The sequence below is a fragment of the Paenibacillus rhizoplanae genome (genome assembly GCF_042684125.1).
Lineage (GTDB): Bacteria > Bacillota > Bacilli > Paenibacillales > Paenibacillaceae > Paenibacillus_AQ > Paenibacillus_AQ rhizoplanae.
Genome location: NZ_JBHUKY010000015.1, coordinates 12,410 through 33,220, shown reverse-complemented (window position 1 = coordinate 33,220; position 20,811 = coordinate 12,410). Strand labels below are relative to the sequence as shown.

Annotated in this window: 11 protein-coding genes; 8 read left to right on the top strand and 3 right to left on the bottom strand. The window is 54.7% G+C overall.

All coding sequences use genetic code 11. The features are described 5' to 3' along the window. Positions 1 to 443: 443 nt before the first annotated feature. The 8 genes from ACFSX3_RS06150 to ACFSX3_RS06115 all read left to right on the top strand — a co-directional run bounded on the left by ACFSX3_RS06150 (position 444) and on the right by ACFSX3_RS06115 (position 12,745). Positions 444 to 3,671 (top strand): cellobiose phosphorylase, encoded by a 3,228-nt coding sequence (locus ACFSX3_RS06150; protein ID WP_209994717.1) that lies wholly within the window; start codon positions 444 to 446, stop codon positions 3,669 to 3,671. 259 nt (positions 3,672 to 3,930) lie between these two features. After that, positions 3,931 to 4,920: an ABC transporter permease gene (locus tag ACFSX3_RS06145; RefSeq protein WP_209994716.1), complete on the top strand. Its 990-nt coding sequence runs from the start codon at positions 3,931 to 3,933 to the stop codon at positions 4,918 to 4,920. 18 nt (positions 4,921 to 4,938) lie between these two features. Next, entirely contained in the window at positions 4,939 to 5,829 is an 891-nt protein-coding gene (locus tag ACFSX3_RS06140; protein ID WP_209994715.1) for a carbohydrate ABC transporter permease, read from the top strand. Between the two features lie 99 nt (positions 5,830 to 5,928). Beyond that, positions 5,929 to 7,614 carry an ABC transporter substrate-binding protein gene (locus ACFSX3_RS06135; protein ID WP_379312718.1) on the top strand — a complete coding sequence of 562 codons (1,686 nt, stop codon included), beginning with the start codon at positions 5,929 to 5,931 and terminating at the stop codon, positions 7,612 to 7,614. A 66-nt stretch (positions 7,615 to 7,680) separates the two neighbouring features. Continuing rightward, positions 7,681 to 9,579 (top strand): cache domain-containing sensor histidine kinase, encoded by a 1,899-nt coding sequence (locus ACFSX3_RS06130; RefSeq protein ID WP_209994713.1) that lies wholly within the window; start codon positions 7,681 to 7,683, stop codon positions 9,577 to 9,579. Then, positions 9,576 to 11,159 (top strand): response regulator transcription factor, encoded by a 1,584-nt coding sequence (locus ACFSX3_RS06125; RefSeq protein WP_209994712.1) that lies wholly within the window; start codon positions 9,576 to 9,578, stop codon positions 11,157 to 11,159. The genes ACFSX3_RS06130 and ACFSX3_RS06125 overlap by 4 nt, the downstream gene beginning before the upstream one ends. 109 nt (positions 11,160 to 11,268) lie before the next feature. Then, on the top strand, positions 11,269 to 12,072 hold the full coding sequence (locus tag ACFSX3_RS06120) for an aminoglycoside N(3)-acetyltransferase (protein WP_209994711.1): 804 nt from the start codon (positions 11,269 to 11,271) through the stop codon (positions 12,070 to 12,072). 37 nt (positions 12,073 to 12,109) lie between these two features. Further along, complete coding sequence (locus tag ACFSX3_RS06115; protein ID WP_209994710.1) at positions 12,110 to 12,745, top strand: histidine phosphatase family protein; 636 nt, start codon at positions 12,110 to 12,112, stop codon at positions 12,743 to 12,745. Between the two features lie 466 nt (positions 12,746 to 13,211). On the opposite strand, the gene ACFSX3_RS06110 is transcribed toward ACFSX3_RS06115, so the two are convergent. From ACFSX3_RS06110 to ACFSX3_RS06100, 3 genes are all read right to left on the bottom strand, one after another. Next, complete coding sequence (locus ACFSX3_RS06110) at positions 13,212 to 14,483, bottom strand: MFS transporter (RefSeq protein WP_209994708.1); 1,272 nt, start codon at positions 14,481 to 14,483, stop codon at positions 13,212 to 13,214. A gap of 5 nt (positions 14,484 to 14,488) precedes the next feature. Next, on the bottom strand, positions 14,489 to 15,394 hold the full coding sequence (locus tag ACFSX3_RS06105) for an ArsR/SmtB family transcription factor (RefSeq protein WP_209994707.1): 906 nt from the start codon (positions 15,392 to 15,394) through the stop codon (positions 14,489 to 14,491). A gap of 226 nt (positions 15,395 to 15,620) precedes the next feature. Further along, complete coding sequence (locus ACFSX3_RS06100) at positions 15,621 to 20,750, bottom strand: S-layer homology domain-containing protein (protein WP_209994706.1); 5,130 nt, start codon at positions 20,748 to 20,750, stop codon at positions 15,621 to 15,623. Positions 20,751 to 20,811: the final 61 nt, after the last annotated feature.

The window sequence follows — 20,811 nt, the reverse complement described above, 5'->3', positions numbered from 1 at the left end:
GTTGGTTTCGTCACCTATAACTTCGAGAATTTGGGGAGGTACTCCTTTTTCTATGCTCAAAAAAACCAGGTATAGCAAGGGTTTTTAATTATGAAATTGTCTCCTATGTACAGTAGATGCCCCCTAAATCCGGCGAAATTAGCGATCAATTGCATTATGTACAGCAGAATTCTGCGAAAACGGCATTATAGGGCAGTAAGCCGGAAATCTGCTGTATGAAATACAACAGAAGGCTGCCAGAAGCGCAACTAGACAAATTCTAGTGCACAAAATGCAATCACTGCTAACGCAATCACTCATACACGAGCGGATGTATCAAAGTCACTCGCATCATTCTATTCTACGGAGCCTTCAGCAAGGCTTATAGGGGCCGCTCCGCAGCACTCTTGCTGAAGCACAGCCGCGTAATGAATACGTACATTGATATTTTAGGAGGAGTAAATATGAGCAATTATTATTTTGATTCAGGTAAATTTGTAATCGAGCAGTTCCACGAAGGCAAGCCGTTCGCCAGCTTCCTGCCCGGCCTGGCCGGGCTGAAGGGGATACCGATGTGGACGTTCTATGTGAACCGCGGCCAAGGGATCAGCAGCTTCGGCGTGCGGGACAAAAACTCGCCGATCATGGAGTTCTCACCAGCCAATATCTCCTACAAGAATGTAACATCGACCGGCTTCCGCACCTTCATCAAGCTGAAGGGGGCAGCGGAGATCTATGAACCGTTCCAGTCGGCCCGCCCGGACCCGGCAGCCAAGCGGATCATGACCATTCTCCCGAACGGACTGACCATTGAGGAATCGCATGCCGGACATGGACTGAAGACCACGGTCCACTACTTCAACCTTCCGGGGGATGATTATGCCGCGCTGGTCCGTCAGGTGGAGATTCAGAATATCGGGGGAGCTGAGCTTGAGCTTGAACTGCTGGACGGTCTGCCGGAGGTGCTTCCATTCGGGGTGGAGAACAGTAACTATAAGGAGATGGGGAACCTGCTCCGCAGCTGGATGGATGTGTTCAACCTGGAGAACGGAATTCCGTTCTACAAGCTGCGTTCCAGTACGAATGACGATGCGGAAATGAGCTCGATTGAGAGCGGACACTTCTATCTTTCCTCCACGGGAGAAGGGGAGCAGTTGTATCCGATCGTGGATTATGAAGTGATCTTCGGCGGGAATACTTCACTGACCTATCCCGACCGCTTCGCGGCGCTTCCGCTGGCCGGGCTGCTGGCACAGGCGCAGTATCCGGTCAACAAGGTGCCGTGCGGATTCAGTGGGACCGCCAGAACACTTGCCCCGGGGGCTTCGCTGAAGCTGAACACCATCATTGGGCATGTGAATGATATTGCCAGAATCAATCACCGGGCGGCGGAGCTATGCCGTGAGGAGTATTTTGCCGCCAAAGCCCTTGAAGCTGCCGCTCTGACCGAGGACTTAACTGCGGATATTGCTACCCGGACGTCCTCGCCGGTATTCGATGCCTATTGCCGCCAGTCGTATCTCGACAATCTGCTGCGCGGGGGGTATCCGTTTATCTTCGACAATGGGGCTGAGGGCTTCGTCGTACACCTCTACTCACGCAAGCATGGCGATATGGAACGGGATTATAATTTCTTCTCGCTGGCTCCGGAGTATTATTCGCAGGGCAACGGTAACTTCCGTGATATGAACCAGAACCGGCGTAATGATGTCTTTTTCCATCCCAAGGTGGGCAGCTTCAACATTAAAATGTTCTACAGCCTGATTCAGGCGGACGGCTATAATCCGCTCAGTGTGCAGGGCACCAGCTTTGAGATTCTGCCGGATGCTGGGGATAAGCTTAAGGCGTGGCTGGCCGGAGCGCTTGAAGGCGATGATGATGGACTGGAGCGGCTGCTGGCCGGGCGCTTCACGGCAGGCAGTCTGATTAACTATATTGCCGATCATCAGATTATGCTGCAGATTAGCGAGCAGGAGTTCCTCAGCGGTGTGCTTGCCCTGTCACAGCAGAATATTGAAGCCGCCTTCGGGGAGGGCTTCTGGTCTGATCACTGGACGTACAATCTGGATCTGGTGGAAGGCTATCTCGATATTTATCCTGAGCGCCGCGGGGAGCTGCTGTTTGGGGATGAGACCTACGCGTTCTACGACAGTGCGGCGTATGTCCTCCCGCGCAGCGAGAAATATGTGATCAGCGGCGGCAAGGTCCGGCAATTCGGAGCCTTGCTTGAGGATGAGGAGAAGCTGCACAAGCTGAAGCGGAAGGCCTCTGATACCCAGTGGCTGCGGACACAAGGCGGACATGGGGAGATCTACCGGACCAGCTTGTTCGTGAAGATGCTGTCGCTGGCCCTGAACAAATTCACCACTCTTGACCCGTACGGCATGGGTGTTGAGATGGAGGCGAACAAGCCGGGCTGGAATGATGCCATGAACGGGCTGCCGGGACTGGTTGGCTCCGGTATGAGCGAGACGCTGGAGCTTAGGCGGATGCTGGTATTCATGCTGGAAGCACTGGAGAACACTGCGGATCTGCCTTCAGCCGTGGCACTTCCAGCGGAGATAGCGGCGCTGCTGACGCAGGTAGACCCTGCTGTAACTGAAGTGCTGGACGGCTCACTGGATTCATTCCTGTATTGGGACCGCGTGGCCTCGGCACGCGAGGCTTACCGGGCAGAGATCCGCTTCGGGATTACAGGCGAGACCGCCGATTGGTCCCTTGCGGTGATCCGCGATATGCTGGCCTTGTGGCTGCGTAAGGTGGATCAGGGTATAGAGCTTGCGGTGACCATGGGCAATGGACTGGTTCCGACCTACTTCCGGTTCGAGGCTACACGCTTCCAGCCGGTCACCGATGAAGCCGGAGAGCCGGTAATCAGCGGTTATGGACTGCCGAAGGCCAGAGTAGAGGCGTTCGAGGCTTCCGCTCTGCCGTATTTCCTGGAAGGCCCTACCCGCTGGCTCAAAACCCTGGACAATAAGCAAACCGCCAAGGAAATCTATAACAAAGTGAAACAAAGCGGCCTGTTCGATCCGGTTACCTCCATGTACCGGACTTCGGTGTCGCTGGAAGCGGAAACGCATGATATCGGCCGCATCCGGGCCTTCACGGCGGGCTGGCAGGAGCGGGAATCCAACTTCCTGCACATGTCCTATAAATATTTGCTGGAGCTGCTCAAGGCGGGGCTGTATGAAGAATTCTATAGTGAGCTGAAGACGTCACTGATCCCGTTCCTTGATCCGGAGGTCTACGGACGCAGTACACTGGAGAATTCCTCCTTTATCTCCACGGGCGGCAACCCTGACCCGCATACACACGGACGGGGATTTGTTGCCCGCCTGAGCGGCTCCACGGCCGAGTTCCTGAGCATGTGGAGAACGATGATGGCAGGCAGCAGCCTGTTCGCTACCCGGGATGGCGAACTAACGCTGGCGCTGCATCCGGCCCTTCCCGGCTGGCTGTTCGACGAGCAGGGAGAGGTCTCCTTCAAGCTGCTGGGCAGCACGGAAGTGACGTATGTGAATCCGCGTCATGCGGATACCTTCGGCGACAGCAAGGTGGTTATCCAGACGCTTGCACTGACCTTCCGGGATGGCGCGGAGCGCGTAATTACCGGCGGCTTGCTGCGCGGTGCAGATGCCGAGGCCTTGCGGCGCGGGGAGATTGCCGCGATCCGAGCGGTGATGGAATAAATGTGGTCTGCAATTCCAGTACAATAAGACATAGGAGGAGGCCCGCCCGGGTCTCCTTCTTGAATTATTGTTGAATTGGCGGCAAGCGCAAATGAGGAGCAGAAGTGCACCTGCGTGGAGGGCTCCCCTACCCCAGCCGAAAAATGAGCCCCTAAATACGAAAAATGAGGCCTTTTACCGGGTACCTAAAACGCATACAATAAATACATAGAGATGAAAACGCTTTACAATAAAGATAGGTATTTTGGAGGTCCATACGATGGAGAACAAACGTAACACCAAGCCGAATCCGGCCATGGGGCCGTTCATTCCGGCGTCAATCGAAACCGGTTCAGGTCGCAAAAAACCACTGTGGAGGAAGTTTGTAGCCCAGCGTCATCTGCAGACCATGGCCCTGCTCGGCGTAGTCTGGATGATCATTTTCAACTACATTCCGATTTATGGCTTGATTATTTCCTTCAAGGAATATAACATCGTCAAGTCGATTGCCGAAGCTCCATGGGTAGGGCTGGAGCATTTCAGAGAGCTGTTCGCTGATGAGGATCTGCCGAATGTCATCCGCAATACGCTCGGCATCAGCTTAATCAAGCTGTTCATCGGTTTTCCGCTGCCGATCCTATTCGCCCTGTTTCTCAATGAGGTCCGTTCCATCAGATACAAGAAGGCTATTCAGACGATCTCCTATCTGCCGCATTTCCTGTCCTGGGTTGTGCTTGGCGGGATTCTGGCCACCTGGCTGGCTGATGTAGGGATTATCAACAATATTCTGCTTGCGCTGAACCTGATTGACAAGCCGATTACGTATCTGGCAGAACCCAGTTACTTCTGGACGATTATTATTACTTCCGACATTTGGAAGGAGCTTGGCTGGTCCGCCATTATCTATCTCGCGGCCATCGCCGGCGTATCTCCGGAAATGTACGAAGCGGCAACGATTGACGGAGCGGGACGCTTCCAGAAAATGTGGTTTGTCACACTGCCGTCCATCCGGGCAACGATCAGCATTCTGTTCGTTCTGGCCGTCAGCGGGGTACTGAATTCCAACTTCGACCAGATTCTGGTCCTGCGAAACTCGCTGAATGACAGTGCTTCTAACGTAATTGATTACTATATCTATCAGACTGGTATTGTCTCCAACCGCTTCTCCTATTCTGCGGCGGTCACCCTGGTCAAAGCGGTTATAGCACTGATTCTGCTGCTGATTGCCAACCAGGTATCCAAAAAAATCAACGACACGTCGCTGTTCTAGGACAAGGAGGACCTATATATGTTTGCTCTAAAACGTAAAACCAAAGGTGAAGCCATCTTTGATATCGTCAATAATCTGGTCATGCTCTGCGTCTGCTTCCTGACGCTGTATCCTATCTGGTATGTGCTGGTCAATTCCTTCAATGACGGGAACGACGCCATGCTGGGCGGCATCTACTGGTGGCCGCGGATGATCACGCTGAAGAATTTCGAGGCGGTATTCGCAAGTCCCGGCATTATGCTCGCCATGGGAATTACGGTAGCCAAGACAGTGCTTGGTGTCGCTGTCCACGTATTCTTCACCGCAATGGTGGCGTATGCTTTATCCCGCAGGGATCTGGTAGGCGGCAAAATCTACATCCTGATCGGCACCGTTACGCTGTTCTTCAACGGCGGTCTGATTCCGACCTTCCTGCTGAACCGCGATCTTCATCTACTGGATAACTTCCTGGTCTATATCATTCCGGTCATGTTCAGCTTCTTCGATCTCATCATCTTCATGACCTTCTTCCGGGAGATTCCAGATGGTCTGGAAGAGGCGGCCCGGATTGACGGGGCCAACGACTGGTCCATCTTCCTGCGGATCGTCCTTCCGGTCTCCATGCCGGTCATTGCGACCATTGCGCTGTTCCACGGCGTGTATCAATGGAATGATTATTTTGCCGGAATTATCTATATCAACAATGTGGACCTGCAGCCGATTCAGACGTATCTGTTCCGTGTAGTCGCCCAGTCAAGCTCCAATACAATGATGGTGGCTGTCCAGGGTAACGCGGCAACAAGGTCGGTAACCTCCCAGTCCATCAAGCTGGCAACCATGGTTGTCACTACGCTGCCTATCGTATTCGTCTATCCGTTCCTGCAGCGTTATTTTGTCAAAGGCATGATGATCGGCTCCATCAAGGGCTAATCATCTCCTTGCTACCAGGTAACTCCTCCAGCGCCCGGGTGTCTTATGGGCAACGGGGTTGAGCTTATAATTATTATTTTCTAGAAAAGGGGTAAACAAATGGTCATGAAACATAAGCCAAAGAAAATGGGTCTGCTGCTCGCAGCAGGACTAATGCTGACCTCCCTGGCGGCAGGCTGCTCCAGCAGCAATAACGCAACGGGGAGCAATAAACCGGCGAATGCGGAGGCTACCAAAGCACCAGCCACAGAAACAGCAGCACCTGCACTGAACGCTGATGAGCCGGGCTGGAAAAGCGATACTTCACCGATTACCTTCGACTGGTATCTGAACTTTGCCTGGTTCGCCAACAAGTGGGGCGTTGACCCGACTTCGCAATATATTACCAAGAAGACCGGCGTTAACCTTAACTTCATCGTTCCTGCCGGCAATGAGAATGAAAAGCTGAATACGCTGATTGCTTCCGGCAAGCTGCCTGACTTAATCACGCTCGGCTACTGGGAAGATGCGATCAAAAAAATGGTGGAAGGCGAGCTGGTGCTTCCGCTGAACAAGCTGGCTGAGGAATATGACCCGTACTTCTTCAAGGTCTCGGATAAAGATAAGCTGGGCTGGTACACTCAGCCGGACGGCAACGTCTACGGCTATCCTAACTCTTCCTCTTCTCCTGCCGACTACGAGAAGTATGGCGATACTTATGTTTCGAACCAGACCTTCGCGGTCCGCAAGGATATCTATGAAGCGATCGGCAGCCCGGATATGCGCACACCTGAAGGCTTCCTCGGCGCCCTGAAGGCAGCCCAGGAGAAATTCCCTGAAGTGAACGGACAGCCACTGATTCCGCTCGGTCTGCATGAGTTCACTGAGAATGGAAATGATTCCCTTGAAGGCTACATTCAGAACTTCCTGAACATTCCTTGGGAAAAAGACGGCAAGGTCTACGACCGTGAGACGGACCCTGAGTATGTCCGCTGGATGAAGACCCTCCGTCAGGCGAACCAGGACGGACTGCTTGCGAAGGATATCTTCATTGACAAGCGTGCTCAAATGGAAGAAAAGATCGTACAGGGCCGCTACTTCGCCATGCTCTATCAACGTACAGACTTTGCTTCCCAGCTCGGCACTATTTTCCAGAAGAACCCTGATCAGGTCTACATTGCAGTAGACGGTCCGGCCAACACCAAGATGGATCAGCCTGCACTGAACGGCCCTGGGATCTCCGGCTGGACAGTAACCCTGATCTCGAAGGATGTTAAGGATAAGGCGCGTGCGATCAAATTCCTCAGCTATCTGAACAGTGAGGAAGGCAATAAGGATCTTTATCTGGGCGAAAAAGGGGTCGGCTATGATACAATTGACGGCAAGGACCAGTTCCTGCCCGAAGCGCTGAAGCTCATGAACTCCGACCGTGCAGCCTTCGATAAGCAATTCGGCTCCTCCTTTACTTTCTGGATGATGCAAAATACGAATATCACCGACCAGTGGAAGCCGGAATCCGTTGAGCCATTCAAGCAACTGGAAGACTGGACCAAAGGCAAATCGATCAATACTTCGGAGTTCCAGTTAATCGATCCTACGGGCAACTCACCGGAAGGCATTGTTGCCACCAAGCTGAAACAGCTCCGCGGCAAAACGATGCCGAAGCTGCTGATGGCTGATTCCGATGCGGAATTCGACAAGATCTGGACGGAATATATTGCGAAGAAGGAAAAGGAAGGTCAAGCGACCTTCGATGCTTACCGCCAGACGAAATATGAAGAGAACAAGAAAAAACTCGGAATGTAAGTTTTTAAATATAAGACCCATTGGCCCGCATACTGCGGGCTTTTGGGCTATTTTCAAGAGGTGAGCATGAGAGAGAGAACAGGAGCATTATGGCACTCCTTCCACTACTGGTGGGGGCGGAGGTCACTGCAGAGCCGGCTGATCGCGGCCTATATCTTCATTATTCTGGGACCCAGCCTGCTGGTGTCCTTCTATTCGTATCAGGAAATCAACAACACCTATATGCGGGATTCCATCGAGAAGAACAGCTATCTGCTGCAAATGGAGCGAATGCATGTACTTAACCAGATTGAGGCGATGGAACGGGCCCTTCAGATGGCGTATAACGATAAAAGCGTGCGGGATTACCTGATCAGTGAGGATGATCCGACCCTGGGCGAGTTGATCGACTTCAATACGACTACTTTTTTGAATTTCAGCCAGATTCAGTTCAATAACCCCAACATCGAGCATCTGTATCTGTTCTCTGCCAGTCCGAATGTGTATGAGCTGTGGCCGGTTATTTTCCGTGAATCCCGGGTCTCCATGGAGCCCTGGTTCCAGCAGGCCATGAGACTGGAAGGAAGGCGGAATCTCTGGTCCTTTCAGAATACGGACATCGATCTGATGCAGCGTTTCTCGGGAGGAGCCGGGGAAGGTCAGCCGAAGGTATCTGTGCTGCGGGAGATCAGTATTCCGGCAGGGAATCATATCGGGATGGTTCAGGTAGATATGCTGCTGAGCAAGTTCACGCCCAAGACTTATACCTCTGTGCAGGATAACGAATCCCAGATGGTCATTGTCGATGATGCGCTGAATCTGTTCACGCGTACAGATAACTCCTTCCTGACCACTGATTCCGGGCTGAGCGCAGCGATCAAGGAGCGGCTGTCCGTCTACCGCAAGACCGGGGAATGGGAGATGGATTACAAGGAGAACGGCAATTCGTACCTGTTGATTCAAGCGCCGGTGGAGCAAATTGATGCCTCCCTGGTCACGGTGGTCTCGATGAAAGGCCTGATGAAGGATATTTCGCGGACCCGTAATTTGATTATCGGGGTGAATATCGGCTTTATTTTCCTGGTTACGGCGATTACCTATGTGCTGAATGCATTCATTCTCAAGAATCTCCGCCGCCTGACAGAGACGATGAAAAAGGTGCGCCGGGGCGAGCCATATGGCAGTATTAAGGTTAGCGGGGGAGGAGAGGTCGGAGAGCTGGCGCATCATTTCTCCAAGCTCATGAATACGATCAATACGCTGGTTGCCCAGGCGGTCTATAAGCAGGCGCTGTCCAAGGAGGCAGAGCTGCGGACTCTGCATAATCAGATTGATGCCCATTTCCTCTACAATACGCTGGAGAATATCAAGATGCTGGCCGAAATTGAGAACCAGCGGACCATCTCGGATGCACTGACCCGCCTGGGCGGAATGATGCGTTATAATTTCAAGTGGACCGGGGAATATGTGAAGCTGAGAGACGAGCTCCGCCATATCGAGAATTATATAGAGGTCATGAATATCAGGTTCGAACACACCATTCAATTGGAGCTTCATATTGACAGCGCTTATCTGGAAGTGGAGGTGCTTAAGATGTCCTTGCAGCCGATTGTAGAGAACAGCGTGAAGCATGCCTGGAATGCAGACGGTGTAGAGTTAAAGGACCGGATTGTGAAGATCGAGCTTTCAGAGGCGGAGGGGGATATCTTCATTGTCCTGCGCGATAACGGGCTGGGGCTGACGCAGGAGCGGCTGGTGGAGCTGCATGAGGCGATCTATGCGAAGGAAGAGCCTGGAGCGGACGCTTCCGGGATCAGCAGCGGAGGCTATAAGGCGGGAGGCGTCGGGCTGCGCAATGTGCATCAGCGCCTGCAGCTCTTTTACGGGGAAGCCTATGGGCTGGAAGTGCAGAGCGAAGCAGGGAAGTGGACAGCGGTGTACATGTCTCTGCCCAAAGTTCTATTGACGGGGGATAATCAGCGATGACAAATCTGATGATTGTGGATGATGAGAGAATGATCCGTCAAGGTCTGAAGGTGATGATCGAACGGGAATATCCGTCGGTCTACAATATATCGATGGCGGGAAACGGTGCAGAGGCACTGGAGCAGTACAAGCAGGAGCGGCAGGATGTGATTATCACCGATATCCGGATGCCGATTATGGACGGGATTACGCTGCTGGCGCGGCTGTCTGCGGAAGCAGGGGCGGGCGGAGCTCCGGCTGTGATTATTCTCAGCGGCCATGATGATTTCGAATATGCCAAAAGCGCGATCCGCTACCGCGTCAAGGATTATCTGCTGAAGCCGATCCGCCGCGAGGAGCTGTTCGAGATTCTCGAGCGGATTGCCAGTGAAGGGGCGGAGCGGGAATCGAGCAGCCATAAGCAGTTGCAGGAAGCAGAGGGCTACCGCCGCGAGCTGCGGGCGGCCCGTCTGCGCAGCCTCCTGATGCAGCAGGAGGGCGAGGTATCGGCGGCTCAGGAGGAGGAGCTTGCGGGGCTTGCGCTGCCTTTTACAGTTGGGGTGCTGAACTATCATCACAGTGACGGTACACGGATGAAGCCTGGAGAGGTGCAGGGGCTGCTGGAGCAGCTGGGCGGACCGCTGGAGCACAAATTCACGGAGATCCTGACGGACGGGGACGGGAAGCTGGTGCTTGTCGGAGAGGGGGAGAGCTTCCTGGAGCTGGTAAAGAAGGCCGAATCCAAGGAGCTTACGCGGCTGCTGCTCGGAATCAGCAGAGAGAGTCACAGTGCGGAGCAGTTCCGCACCTGTTATCTGGAGGCTTGCCGGGCGCTGCAATATACCTTTCTATCGCCGCAGGCCAGCTTCGTGGACTATACGGATATTCAGGCTGGACGGCTGAGCTTCCCGCTCCCGGAGGAGGAGCTGCGGAAGCTGCTTAATATGCTGGGAACCGGGCGGGAGAAGGAGATCAAGGCGCTGCTTGGCGTTATTTTCCAGACGGAGCATCTGCTCAGGCTGGATCTGAGTTACCTGGAGAATGTAGGGCGGAGTATGAATGAACGTGTACTGGATGAGGTGTTCCGTACGCATGGCGAAGCTTCGGTGGAGGTGCTGAAGCTCTACCGCCTAGTAGGCAACCTGCATAATTTCCGCCATTTCCACGACTATTACCGTGCGCTTGAGCATCTGCTCCTGAGCGTTAACGATTATATTATAGGCATCAAATCCGCTCATACGGAGCATGCCGATATGGAGGAAGCGCTGGCGTATATCGAAGCGAATTATGCCCGTCCGCTGAACATGGCGATGGTCAGTAATTATGTGTCCCTCAACTATTCTTATTTCAGCGAGGCGTTCAAGGCCTATACCGGGGAGAGCTTCGTGCTGTATCTCAAAAAAGTCCGCATCCGCCACGCCAAAGAGCTGCTGGCCGATAACCGGGTCAAGCTGGCCTCCGTCTCCGAATCCGTCGGCTTCGAGAACAGCAAGCAGTTCGCGCGGGTATTCAAGGAGCTGGAGGGCATCTCCCCCGGGGAATACCGGGCGAAGCTGCTGATGGGGCGTTATCCCGGCCAGGCTGAGGATAAGGAGTCTTAGGGCTGGAGTAGATGCAGGAATGATAGCGGGTGAAATAGAAGGGACGGGTGGCAACGCTGCCGGTTCTGGTCTATGATAGGAGAGATGAAAGGCTAGGAGGTTACTTACATTGGAGGAAGTACAAGGAACACTGATTACGGTGGATATGCTGGCCGCAGACTTCCGGCAGTTGGGCGTTCAGGAAGGCATGACACTGCTCCTGCATTCCTCCTTCAAATCACTCGGGCAATGGGTGGCAGGCGGACCGGTTGCCGTGATCCTGGCGCTGGAGCAGGTGCTGGGCGAGGAAGGGACGCTGGTGATGCCGACGCAATCCGCGGATCTGACCGATCCGTCAGGCTGGAGCAGACCGCCGGTGCCGGAGGCCTGGTGGCCGGAGATCCGGGAGCATATGCCGGCGTACGACCCGGACCTGACACCTCTTCGCGGCATGGGGATTATCCCGGACTGCTTCCGCAAGCAGCGGGGCGTGCGGCGCAGCAGCCATCCGATTGATTCTTTTGCCGCCTGGGGGAAGCACCGGGATGTCATTATTGACGGCCATGGACTGGAATATGCTTTCGGAGAGCGGTCGCCGCTGGCCCGGTTCTATGAGCTTGGGGGAAGCGTGCTGCTGCTTGGCGTAGACCATGGGAACAACACCTCGCTGCATCTGGCAGAGCACCGTGCGGATTATGCCGGGAAGCAGGAAGTGATCGCAGGTGCTCCGATGCTGGTGGACGGTGCCCGGCGATGGGTGGAGTTCAGTGATTACAACTGGAATTCGGATGATTTCGCTCAGCTTGGCGCGGACTTTGATAAGGAGACCGGGCGGATTGCCAAGGGCTTCATTGCAGCGTCGGCGGCGCAGCTGGTCCCGCAGCGGGAGATTGTCGATTATGGGGTGAAGTGGCTGGAGCGCAGCCGCAGGTAATTATCGATACATACCAGGTAAAGGGGAATCGGAATTCATGACTACTACGGTGTATATTACAAGACACGGACAGACGGAATGGAATGTGCAGAAGCGGATGCAGGGCCATCAGGATTCGCCGCTTACGCCGCTTGGCGTCCAGCAGGCAGAGTGGCTGAGTAAGAGCCTGCTGGATGTCCATCTGGACGCGGTCTATGCCAGCTCCAGCCCCCGGGCGCTGCGGACGGCTGAGATTATCCGGGGCGGACGGGAGATCCCGCTAACCGCCTATGATGAATTCAAAGAGATTAACCTCGGCGTCTGGGAAGGCCGGGAGGCTTGTGAGCTGGAAGAACAGTACCCGGAGCAGCACCAGTTGTTCTGGAGCGACCCGGCGCTGTTCAGCATCCAGGGTGGCGAGACCTTCGCCGCCGTGCAGGAGCGTGCGCTCGGCAAGCTGCGTGAGCTCACAGACCTGCACGAAGGCGGCACGATACTCATTGCCACCCATACGGTAGTAGTGAAGGTGCTGATGGCTTATTTTGAAGACCGGGCCATGGAGAAGCTGTGGGATCTGCCCTACATCCACCCTACCTGCCTATGCAGAATTGATATTATTGGCGGCGTGCCGGAGATTGTGCTGCACGGAGATACCAGTCATTACGTGACCGCTCAGGGCGGCCTGGAGTCCTGAGTAGCAGTTAGTGGATAGCAGCACAGCAGGTGCAGTTACGATAAACAGGCGATGCGCATATGGCATCGCCTGTTTGGCGTGGGGGCGGGTGGGATGGCGTAGGGGCATGCGTGGAGATCCTGCACGAAATACAACAATGCAGCTCCCACTAGCCTCGAATCGCCCGAAATCCTGCAAAAGTTGCAACAATGTGCCGTAACCAGTAACAAATTTAGAAAAATCCTGCATAAAGTGCAACACTGGGGCTCGATAGGGGCGGCCTGGGCGGAAATCCTGCACGAAATACAACAATGCAGCTCCCGCTAGCCCCGAATCGCCCTAATTCCTGCAAAAGTTGCAACAATTCGCCGTAACCAGTAACAAATTTAGTGAAATCCTGCATAAAGTGCAACACTGCGGCTCGATAGGGGCGGCTTGCGCGGAGATCTTTCACGAAGCGCAACAATACTTGCTCCTTGAGGTCCATCTACATAGATATATTGCCCGACAGCGCAGCCTCCTGGCGCTGGCGGTCCCGCTGCTCCAGCACAGACAGGTCGCCGTCCAGCGCTTTCAGGCCGGGCAGGCGCAGGGCCACTCCGGCGTACAGCACCGGAAGCAGGCCTGCGGCAAGCAAAAGAAGAGGAACCCCATACAGCTCAGCGACCGTACCGGCTGCCAAAGCGCCAATCGGCGACAGGCTCCCGCCAATCAGGAATCGGACCGAGTTGACCCGGCCCTGAAGCTGACCGGGCACGAGCCGCCCGTGCAGAGAGGAGCTTAAGGAACTGAAGAAGGGCCCCATCAGTCCGGCGGCGAATACGGCGAACAAGGCAAAGGCATAGCTGGGGATGAAGCCCCACAGCATGGTGACGATGCCCGACAAGCCTAGGCTGCCCAGCATGACAGCGCGCCGCTGCTTAATCTCGCCCATGATGGAGATGACCCCGAGTCCGGTGAGATACCCAAGCGCAGAGGCTGTAGACAGCGTGCCTACAGCCGCCGCATCGCGGTGCAGCACTTCGCGGACATAAGGGACCATCATCGTCCATATGGCTGTGGAGCTAAGATTGCTGACGGCAGCCATCATCATGATCGTCAGCATGGCCGGGAACCGCCGGTAGAACGAGAAGCCTTCGGCCACCTCCCGCAGATAGCCGGACACGGAGACAGCAGCAGCAGGCGGCCCGGCTGGCTTGCCCATCCGGGGCAGCCACAGCAGCATGGCAATCGCAGCCATATAGCAGACGGCGTTGACCCCGAGCGCCGGCAAGGCGCCGCTGGCCGCGGTCAGGATGCCGGCAAGCGCCGGTCCGAGCAGCACGGCAGCGCCCTTGCAGCCGTCAATGATCGCGAAGGCGCGCATCAGCTTGCCGGTCCCGGTGATTTCGGGGATGACAGCCATGGCCGTCGGCAGGAACAGCGCGGAGCAGGCGCCGCTCAGGCTGGCAGCAGCGAACAGCTGCCAGAGCTGGAGATGCCCGGCGAGGCCCATGCCGAGCGGAAGCAGGAGCGCCAGCAGCCGCAGCACGGCGAGGCAGGCCATGAACCGCACGCGGGGCAGCCGGTCGGATAGCGGCGAGCCGAGCAGGCGCAGCACTTGCTCGGGAATCATGGAGCTGAGCGCAAGCGCCCCCATCGCTACCTTGGAGCCAGTCAGCTCATAGACCAGCCACTCCATGGCCAGCAGCCCAAAGGCATCGCCGAAGGCGCTGAGTGAAACTGTGGATAACAATCCGTAATAGCTCCGTTTCTGCAACCCGCTCACCCCTTCAGATAGTCCTCAATATGTCCAGGCAGATCGTCCAGCGCCTCCAGCCGCAGGCTGTAGGAGACACTTTTGCCGCTGGTGTGAACGATGACCAGACCTGCTGCGCGCAGCGCGATCAGGTGGTAGTGAATCGTGCTTTTGGACAGTTGGACCGCCTTCACAATCTCCGTGAAACTCATCTGACTGCCGGTAAGCTGCCGGAGAATGAACAGCCGGGTCTCATCCGATAACGCCCGGGTAAGCCGCAGCAGCGCGGCAGCGGGCCGTCCTTCTTCAGCAGGGAGCGCATCGCAGGAGTAGCTGGTGAACACAAACTCATCATATTGAGAGGAGATGACCAGCGGTCGGGCATGATACTGCGGAGTGATAACAACCTGCTTCAGCGTCTTAGGCGGATACAGCCGCATCCCTTCGGTAGCTGCCTCGTAGACGGCCATATCATTCGTGCCGTCCAGCATCGCTGCCCGTGCACTGGCCTCCTGCCGCAGCCCTTCAATAATGGCCGGATCAATGCTGCTGAAATAGCTGTCATTCCACACCCGGATCACTTCAGCCGCAACATCCCGCAGCCCGGCAAGATTCGCAGGCACATTCTGCCCGAACCGCCCGGCAATGTCGTACAGCTCTCCCGGAGACAGCCCCTCGAACCAATGCAGAAATTCCTCCACCGTACGTTCTCCGGGACAGCTCCAGATGTAGGGGGAGAGACTGAAATTATCGGTGAGCTTCAGCACCTCCTTCATGCGCTGGAGCATGACAGGGGCGAACTGCGTCTGGACCTGGCGGACCCAGGAGGTCCCGGCATCCATAGCCGTATGATTTTGCTTGCCGATAAAAGCGTTCAGGCTGGTAATGCATTCATAGATAGGCGCGAAGTCTACGGTTACTTTATAATCCATAAGGAATTCCTGCTTTCTGGTTTTCTGGTGTAGTTGAGATAATTGTTCTATAAATATAGAACTTATATTAGTTTTATCATAAACGAACATTTCCTCATTGGCAAATGATTCTTTTTTGGCGGAGGAGTAATCTTTGCTTCACAAAAAAAGGCGGTTCCCGCAGCGCATCATGCGCCTTGGGAACCGCCTTTACTGATTTAAATCTCGTATAACGCTGTAGCGTGCGTTAGTTAATGAATTGCAGCGACTTCAGGGTCTTCTCCAGCATCGTAGCCGCCTCTGCACGGGTAGCCAGCTTCGCCGGAGCGAACGCACCATCAGGGGTTCCCTGGATGATGCCAGCGGCGGCGATCTCTGCTACCGCTGCTCTAGACCAGGCCGGGATGCTTGAGGCATCGCGGAATTTAGCCAATACAGCCGGATCGGTCGTCACGGTCTTGCCGGTGTATTTCATAGCTTTGGACAGGACGGCTGCCATCTCTTGCCGGGTAATCGGACTGCCTGGCTTGAAGCTGCCATCCGTATATCCGGTAATCAGGTTTGCGGCAGCGGCTGTCTGCACAGCCTCTGTGTACCATGCGCCTGCGCTAACATCCTTGAAGGCCGTTCCTGTTGCTGCCGGGGCAAGGCCCAGGGAACGGGTGATCAGTGCCGCGAACTCTGCCCGTGTTATAGACTCGGCAGGCGAGAAAGCGGTGCTGCTGGTGCCGGTAATCACCAGCTTCGAGGCCAGCAGTTCAATGGCGGATTGTGCCCAGTGCCCGGTAGTGTCACCGAAGGTTTTGGACGACTTCACCACAGTATAATAGCTGTTGCTGTTGCGCTTAATCGTTACTTGCGTATGTCCGTCTGCCGGACTAGCGAAGACCGAGGGCACGAAGGACAGCTTGCCTGTGGCCGGGTCAAAGGCGACACCGGTCGCACCCTTGGCATCAAGTGCACCAGTGGCCGTGATTGTCCGCTTCACATAAGTGTTGCCGAAGCTGTTCAGCGGCACGCTTGACGTACCTGCCTGGGCACTGACGCTGAATTCAATGACGGGTGCAGCAACGGTGATCGTACCTGCCTGTGCGGCGATGGCCTTGTTCAGGCTGTCCAGTACAGAGGTATCTGCCTGAAGCAATGATACGGTAATTGTGAAATCACTGGTGCCAAGCTGGGCGGCTAGAGCCGTTCCGTTAATAAGACTCAGCGGGAGGGAATAGGAAGCACCGCCGGTAGAGATGAAGGTCAACACTGTGTTCGGATGTGCCGCCGCCTGCTGCACTAGGACACTGCCTGGCAGCACAGCCTGTGCGCCGCCTGCTGAAGCCGTGAGCGGGAGCTTCAGCTCATTCGTACCGGCAGGCAAGGCTGCAAGCTGAGCGGTGAGATCCGCTGCAGTAAACGTCGTTACCTGCGGCGGTACTCCTGTGGTGGCTGCCGGACTTGGAAGCGGAGTGGCTGTCGGGGTAGTACCCCCGGTTCCACCCGGATTAGATCCGCCCGGATTGGTAGTTGGTGCCGGGGTTGGAGTAATAGTCGGACTTGGAACGGCGCCCATCAGATCGGTGATCCGTCCTTCGACGCTCGAAGTCACCGGTTTATGCTTCTTCAGATAGGCCAGCAGGACTTCGAAGTCGGGAAGACCCAGTTCATAATAACGTCCATCCGCCTTGGCTGAAGCCAGCGCGCGGTAGAAGTCTCCACCACCTGCCATGAAGGAGTTCGTAGACAGAATGTAATAGGCTGCCGGATCAATCGGCAGGTAAGAGCCGTTTGCCTGTTTGATTTCTACGGAGATTATGCGTTCTCCCGCTTGCGTGACCTTGCCGGTTAATGAATCGATAATCTCCGGCTTCTTGGTGGAATCATACGAATATTTCATCCCCGAGACATGGGCGAACCGCCCCTGGTCAGAAGCCAGGCCGCTTACTGCGTTCTCCAGGGAGGAGATGATCTCTGCACCGGTGACTTTCAGAGCTGCAAGTCCGTTGCCGAACGGCAGTGTCGTCAGCACTTCGCCCATGGTGATATCGCCTGTATTGATGGCTTCGCGGATACCTCCGCCATTCTGGATGGCAACAACGCCCTTGATGGAGGCGAGGTCAGAGGCTGACACGAAGCTTGGCATCAGCTCCGTAACCTTTTCCGCAATACTGTCGGCGATCATATTGCCGATGGGTGTCTCTTCCTTACGAACAACACGGACAGACTTTCCGTCGATGATGCGGTGAGTGTAGAGATCTACATCAGAGTAGCCTACAACCTGGTTGCGGACCGTTGCCAGCTCAGCATCAATCGGGGCTAGCATTTTTTTGGCAGCAGGGTCTTCACCGAACAGGTTAACATCCAGCAATTTCCCCTGATAGGCTTTAACCTCACCGTTCTTATCGAAGGTAACATCAAGCTCACCGAGGAACTGGCTGTATTCTCCGGTCTGTACAATCAGGACCTTCTTGTCCGTACCTGCAATCACCACAGGAGTTGGAGGGTTGTCGATCTTCGTGTGGGAATGTCCGCCGACGATAATGTCGATCCCCGGAACAGTTTTGGCCAGCTCCTGATCCACGGTGTACCCCAGATGGGTGACGGCGATAATCTTGTTGATGCCCTGGGCTTCGAGCGCCTGGACGGTCCGCTTCGCGCTTTCTACATGATCTTTGAAAATAATCTTGTCGCCAGGAGACGCGAGGCCTACAGTATCCTCAGTCGTCAAACCGAAGATGCCGATCTTCTCTCCATACACGTCCTTGATGACGGAAGGATAGATATGACCGTCTTTGGCTGTGCTTTTGGACTCATCGGTCTCAAGAATACCAGTCATCTCGTGATAGAGATCAGCAAGCTCACTATTCTTGGTGGTGAAATCAATATTGGAGCTGGCGAACGGGAACTTGGCCGCCGTCACGAAATTCCGCAGGATTTCCGGATTCTCCTTATTCATGTCAAACTCATGGTTGCCGAAGGTCATCGCATCATAGCCGATATTATTCATGAACTTGATGTCTGCCTGACCCTTGAACTGGTTGAAATACAGCGTTCCGGAGAAGACGTCCCCCGCATCCAGCAGCACCGTATTGCCTGTCCGTTCGCTGCTGATGGCAGAGGTACGCTTGGTGATATTCTCCAGATGGCTATGGGTATCATTGGTATGCAAGACGCGCAGATTGAAATCTGTCGTACCGAAGTCAATCTGTGCCAGCAGCGGATCATGGTCGCTGATTCGGATGCCGTCTGCATCAGATACAGTGCCTTTCGGATAATCTCCCGGATCTGCAAAATCGGCATTAATATGCACGATATCAAGCTTGCTGGCAGAAGCCAGCCGGTTATTGACGAGGATATGATCCAGCGTCTGGGAGTTGCCCTGGAAGTTGTAGGAATACCGTTCATTCAGCGGCAGGTTGTTTACCAGATTCGTAAGCGCACTGCCCTTGAGGATATTCAGCGTGTCTGAGAACTGGAAGTCATTCAGATCGCCGAGCACGACAAGATTGGCATCAGGGTTCTTCTGAAGCACATCCTCAGCGAAGCTGCCTACTACCTTGGCGATCTTGGCCCGCTGAACTTCAGTCGAGAAGACCGGAGGCTGAACGGAACCGAAGAGATAGTTGTCGCTGCTCTTGGAGTTGAAGTGATTGGCAATGACGATAATCTCTTTGCCCTCGAAGATGAACTCGGCAGCCAGCGGCTTGCGCGACTCCTTGAAGGCTTCATTGCCCGGATCAATGCGTCCAGGGTTCAGGCTGAGGCCGGAGCCTGCGGTATAGCTTACAGAATCAGTGGCTGTACCCGGTGTGCCTGACTTCAGCGAGACACGGTTCATATTGTACAGGAAGCCGGAACGGATATTGCCGTCTGGAACGCCGCCATCCTGATTGTTCTGCGGTTCGATATCCGTGTATCCATAGTTAGATGCGCCGCCGTCAATAGCTTTAATGGCAGCAATCAGCGCTTTGTAGCTCTCGCTGGCATCCGTACCGCCTTTGCCGGTTCCATCATTATCCTGCACTTCTGTCAGGCCGATGATGTCCGGTGTTTTGAGATTGACCACGATATCCTTGGCGACATTGGTGATTTTGGCCGGATCATTCTGCTGGGAGAAGTTCTCAATGTTAAAAGAAGCGATGTTCAGCTTATCCGCATCTCCCGGGGAGAGCGAGGTCACTTCTCTCTTCAGCTTGCTTGGGGAGACGTCTGGCAGGCCGCCTGTTTCCGTAGAAATCAGGAATTTGCCGAAATCATAAGTCAGAATACCGGTGATATTGCCCAAGAATTGCTGGCCTGTAGTGAGCACCGGGGCAGTCTTCACCGAGAGAATCAGGCGCTGCGGGTTAAAGTCGGCACCCGTCAGTACCAGTCCACCGGCAGGGGAAGTTACTTCAGTCGTGTTGCCCGTACCGTTGACGGTCACTACCGGAATCTCAAAGGTACTGCTGGAAGCATAGTAGACTGCCGGGCCCACCGTGGTCGGCTTGGCAAGATCCAGACGCATGCCTTCCAGGCTCTCATAGAAGTCGATGGCATCGGTGGCTGGCTCGAATTTGGCCGGATTCAGGCCATCATCATCGATTACAGCCGTTGGGATGAGACGTCCGCCAGTACCCAGCAGGGTTGGGGCCGGAAGCGGATTAGCGCTGCTGACAACCGTGGTTTGGCTGGCGGTAATCTGTGTGGTGGATAATTGTCCGGTGCGGCCAAATTCCTTGACAACTCCGTCTACCGTGACAGCATCGCCTGGTTTAACGGCACTGCTTTTTCCCTTCTGATAGATTTGGATGGCTTCCGAGGTCTTGATATCAGTATCCATATCAGCGGCTGCAGACTGGATGTAGAAGCTGTCAGCATCCTTAATGTAGGTAACAATTCCCTTGACTTCAGTGACCATAGCATCCACGTAAGGGGAGATATGTCCTGCGCCTTGAATCTGGTTAATCTTAAGACCTGCCAGTGCAGGGGCGACGCTGTATTCAAAAGTGGATGTTGGACCTTTCTCAGAATCGGATAATGAGGCATAAGCTGTAATCTTAAGAGAGGTAATATCGGAGTGAACGGTGATTGGGGCAGTATACAACTGCTCTGCCACTTCTGCTGTAGTACTCTTGTTGGCGTAGACGCTGTAGTACACGCTTGCCGTTACGGAGGTGTTTAAAGTAATCTTTGATCCTGTAGCGATCTTAGTGCCTGAGGCAGGGGATGCAGTAACCGGGGGAGCTTGAGTGGCCGCAGTGGCCGCAACCCTATCGGCTGCTATAATCGGCTCTGCCGAGGCCGTCCCTGAGCCTGTAGACAATCCCGGGAAGATCCCGGTTAATAGCAATGCTACCGCCAGGAATAGACTGAGCGGCTTCTTGCATTGTGAAGAAAGTTTCATGTGAGTATACCTCCCCATAAAATATCATTCGTACTCTATTATAATAGAGATAATATGAATC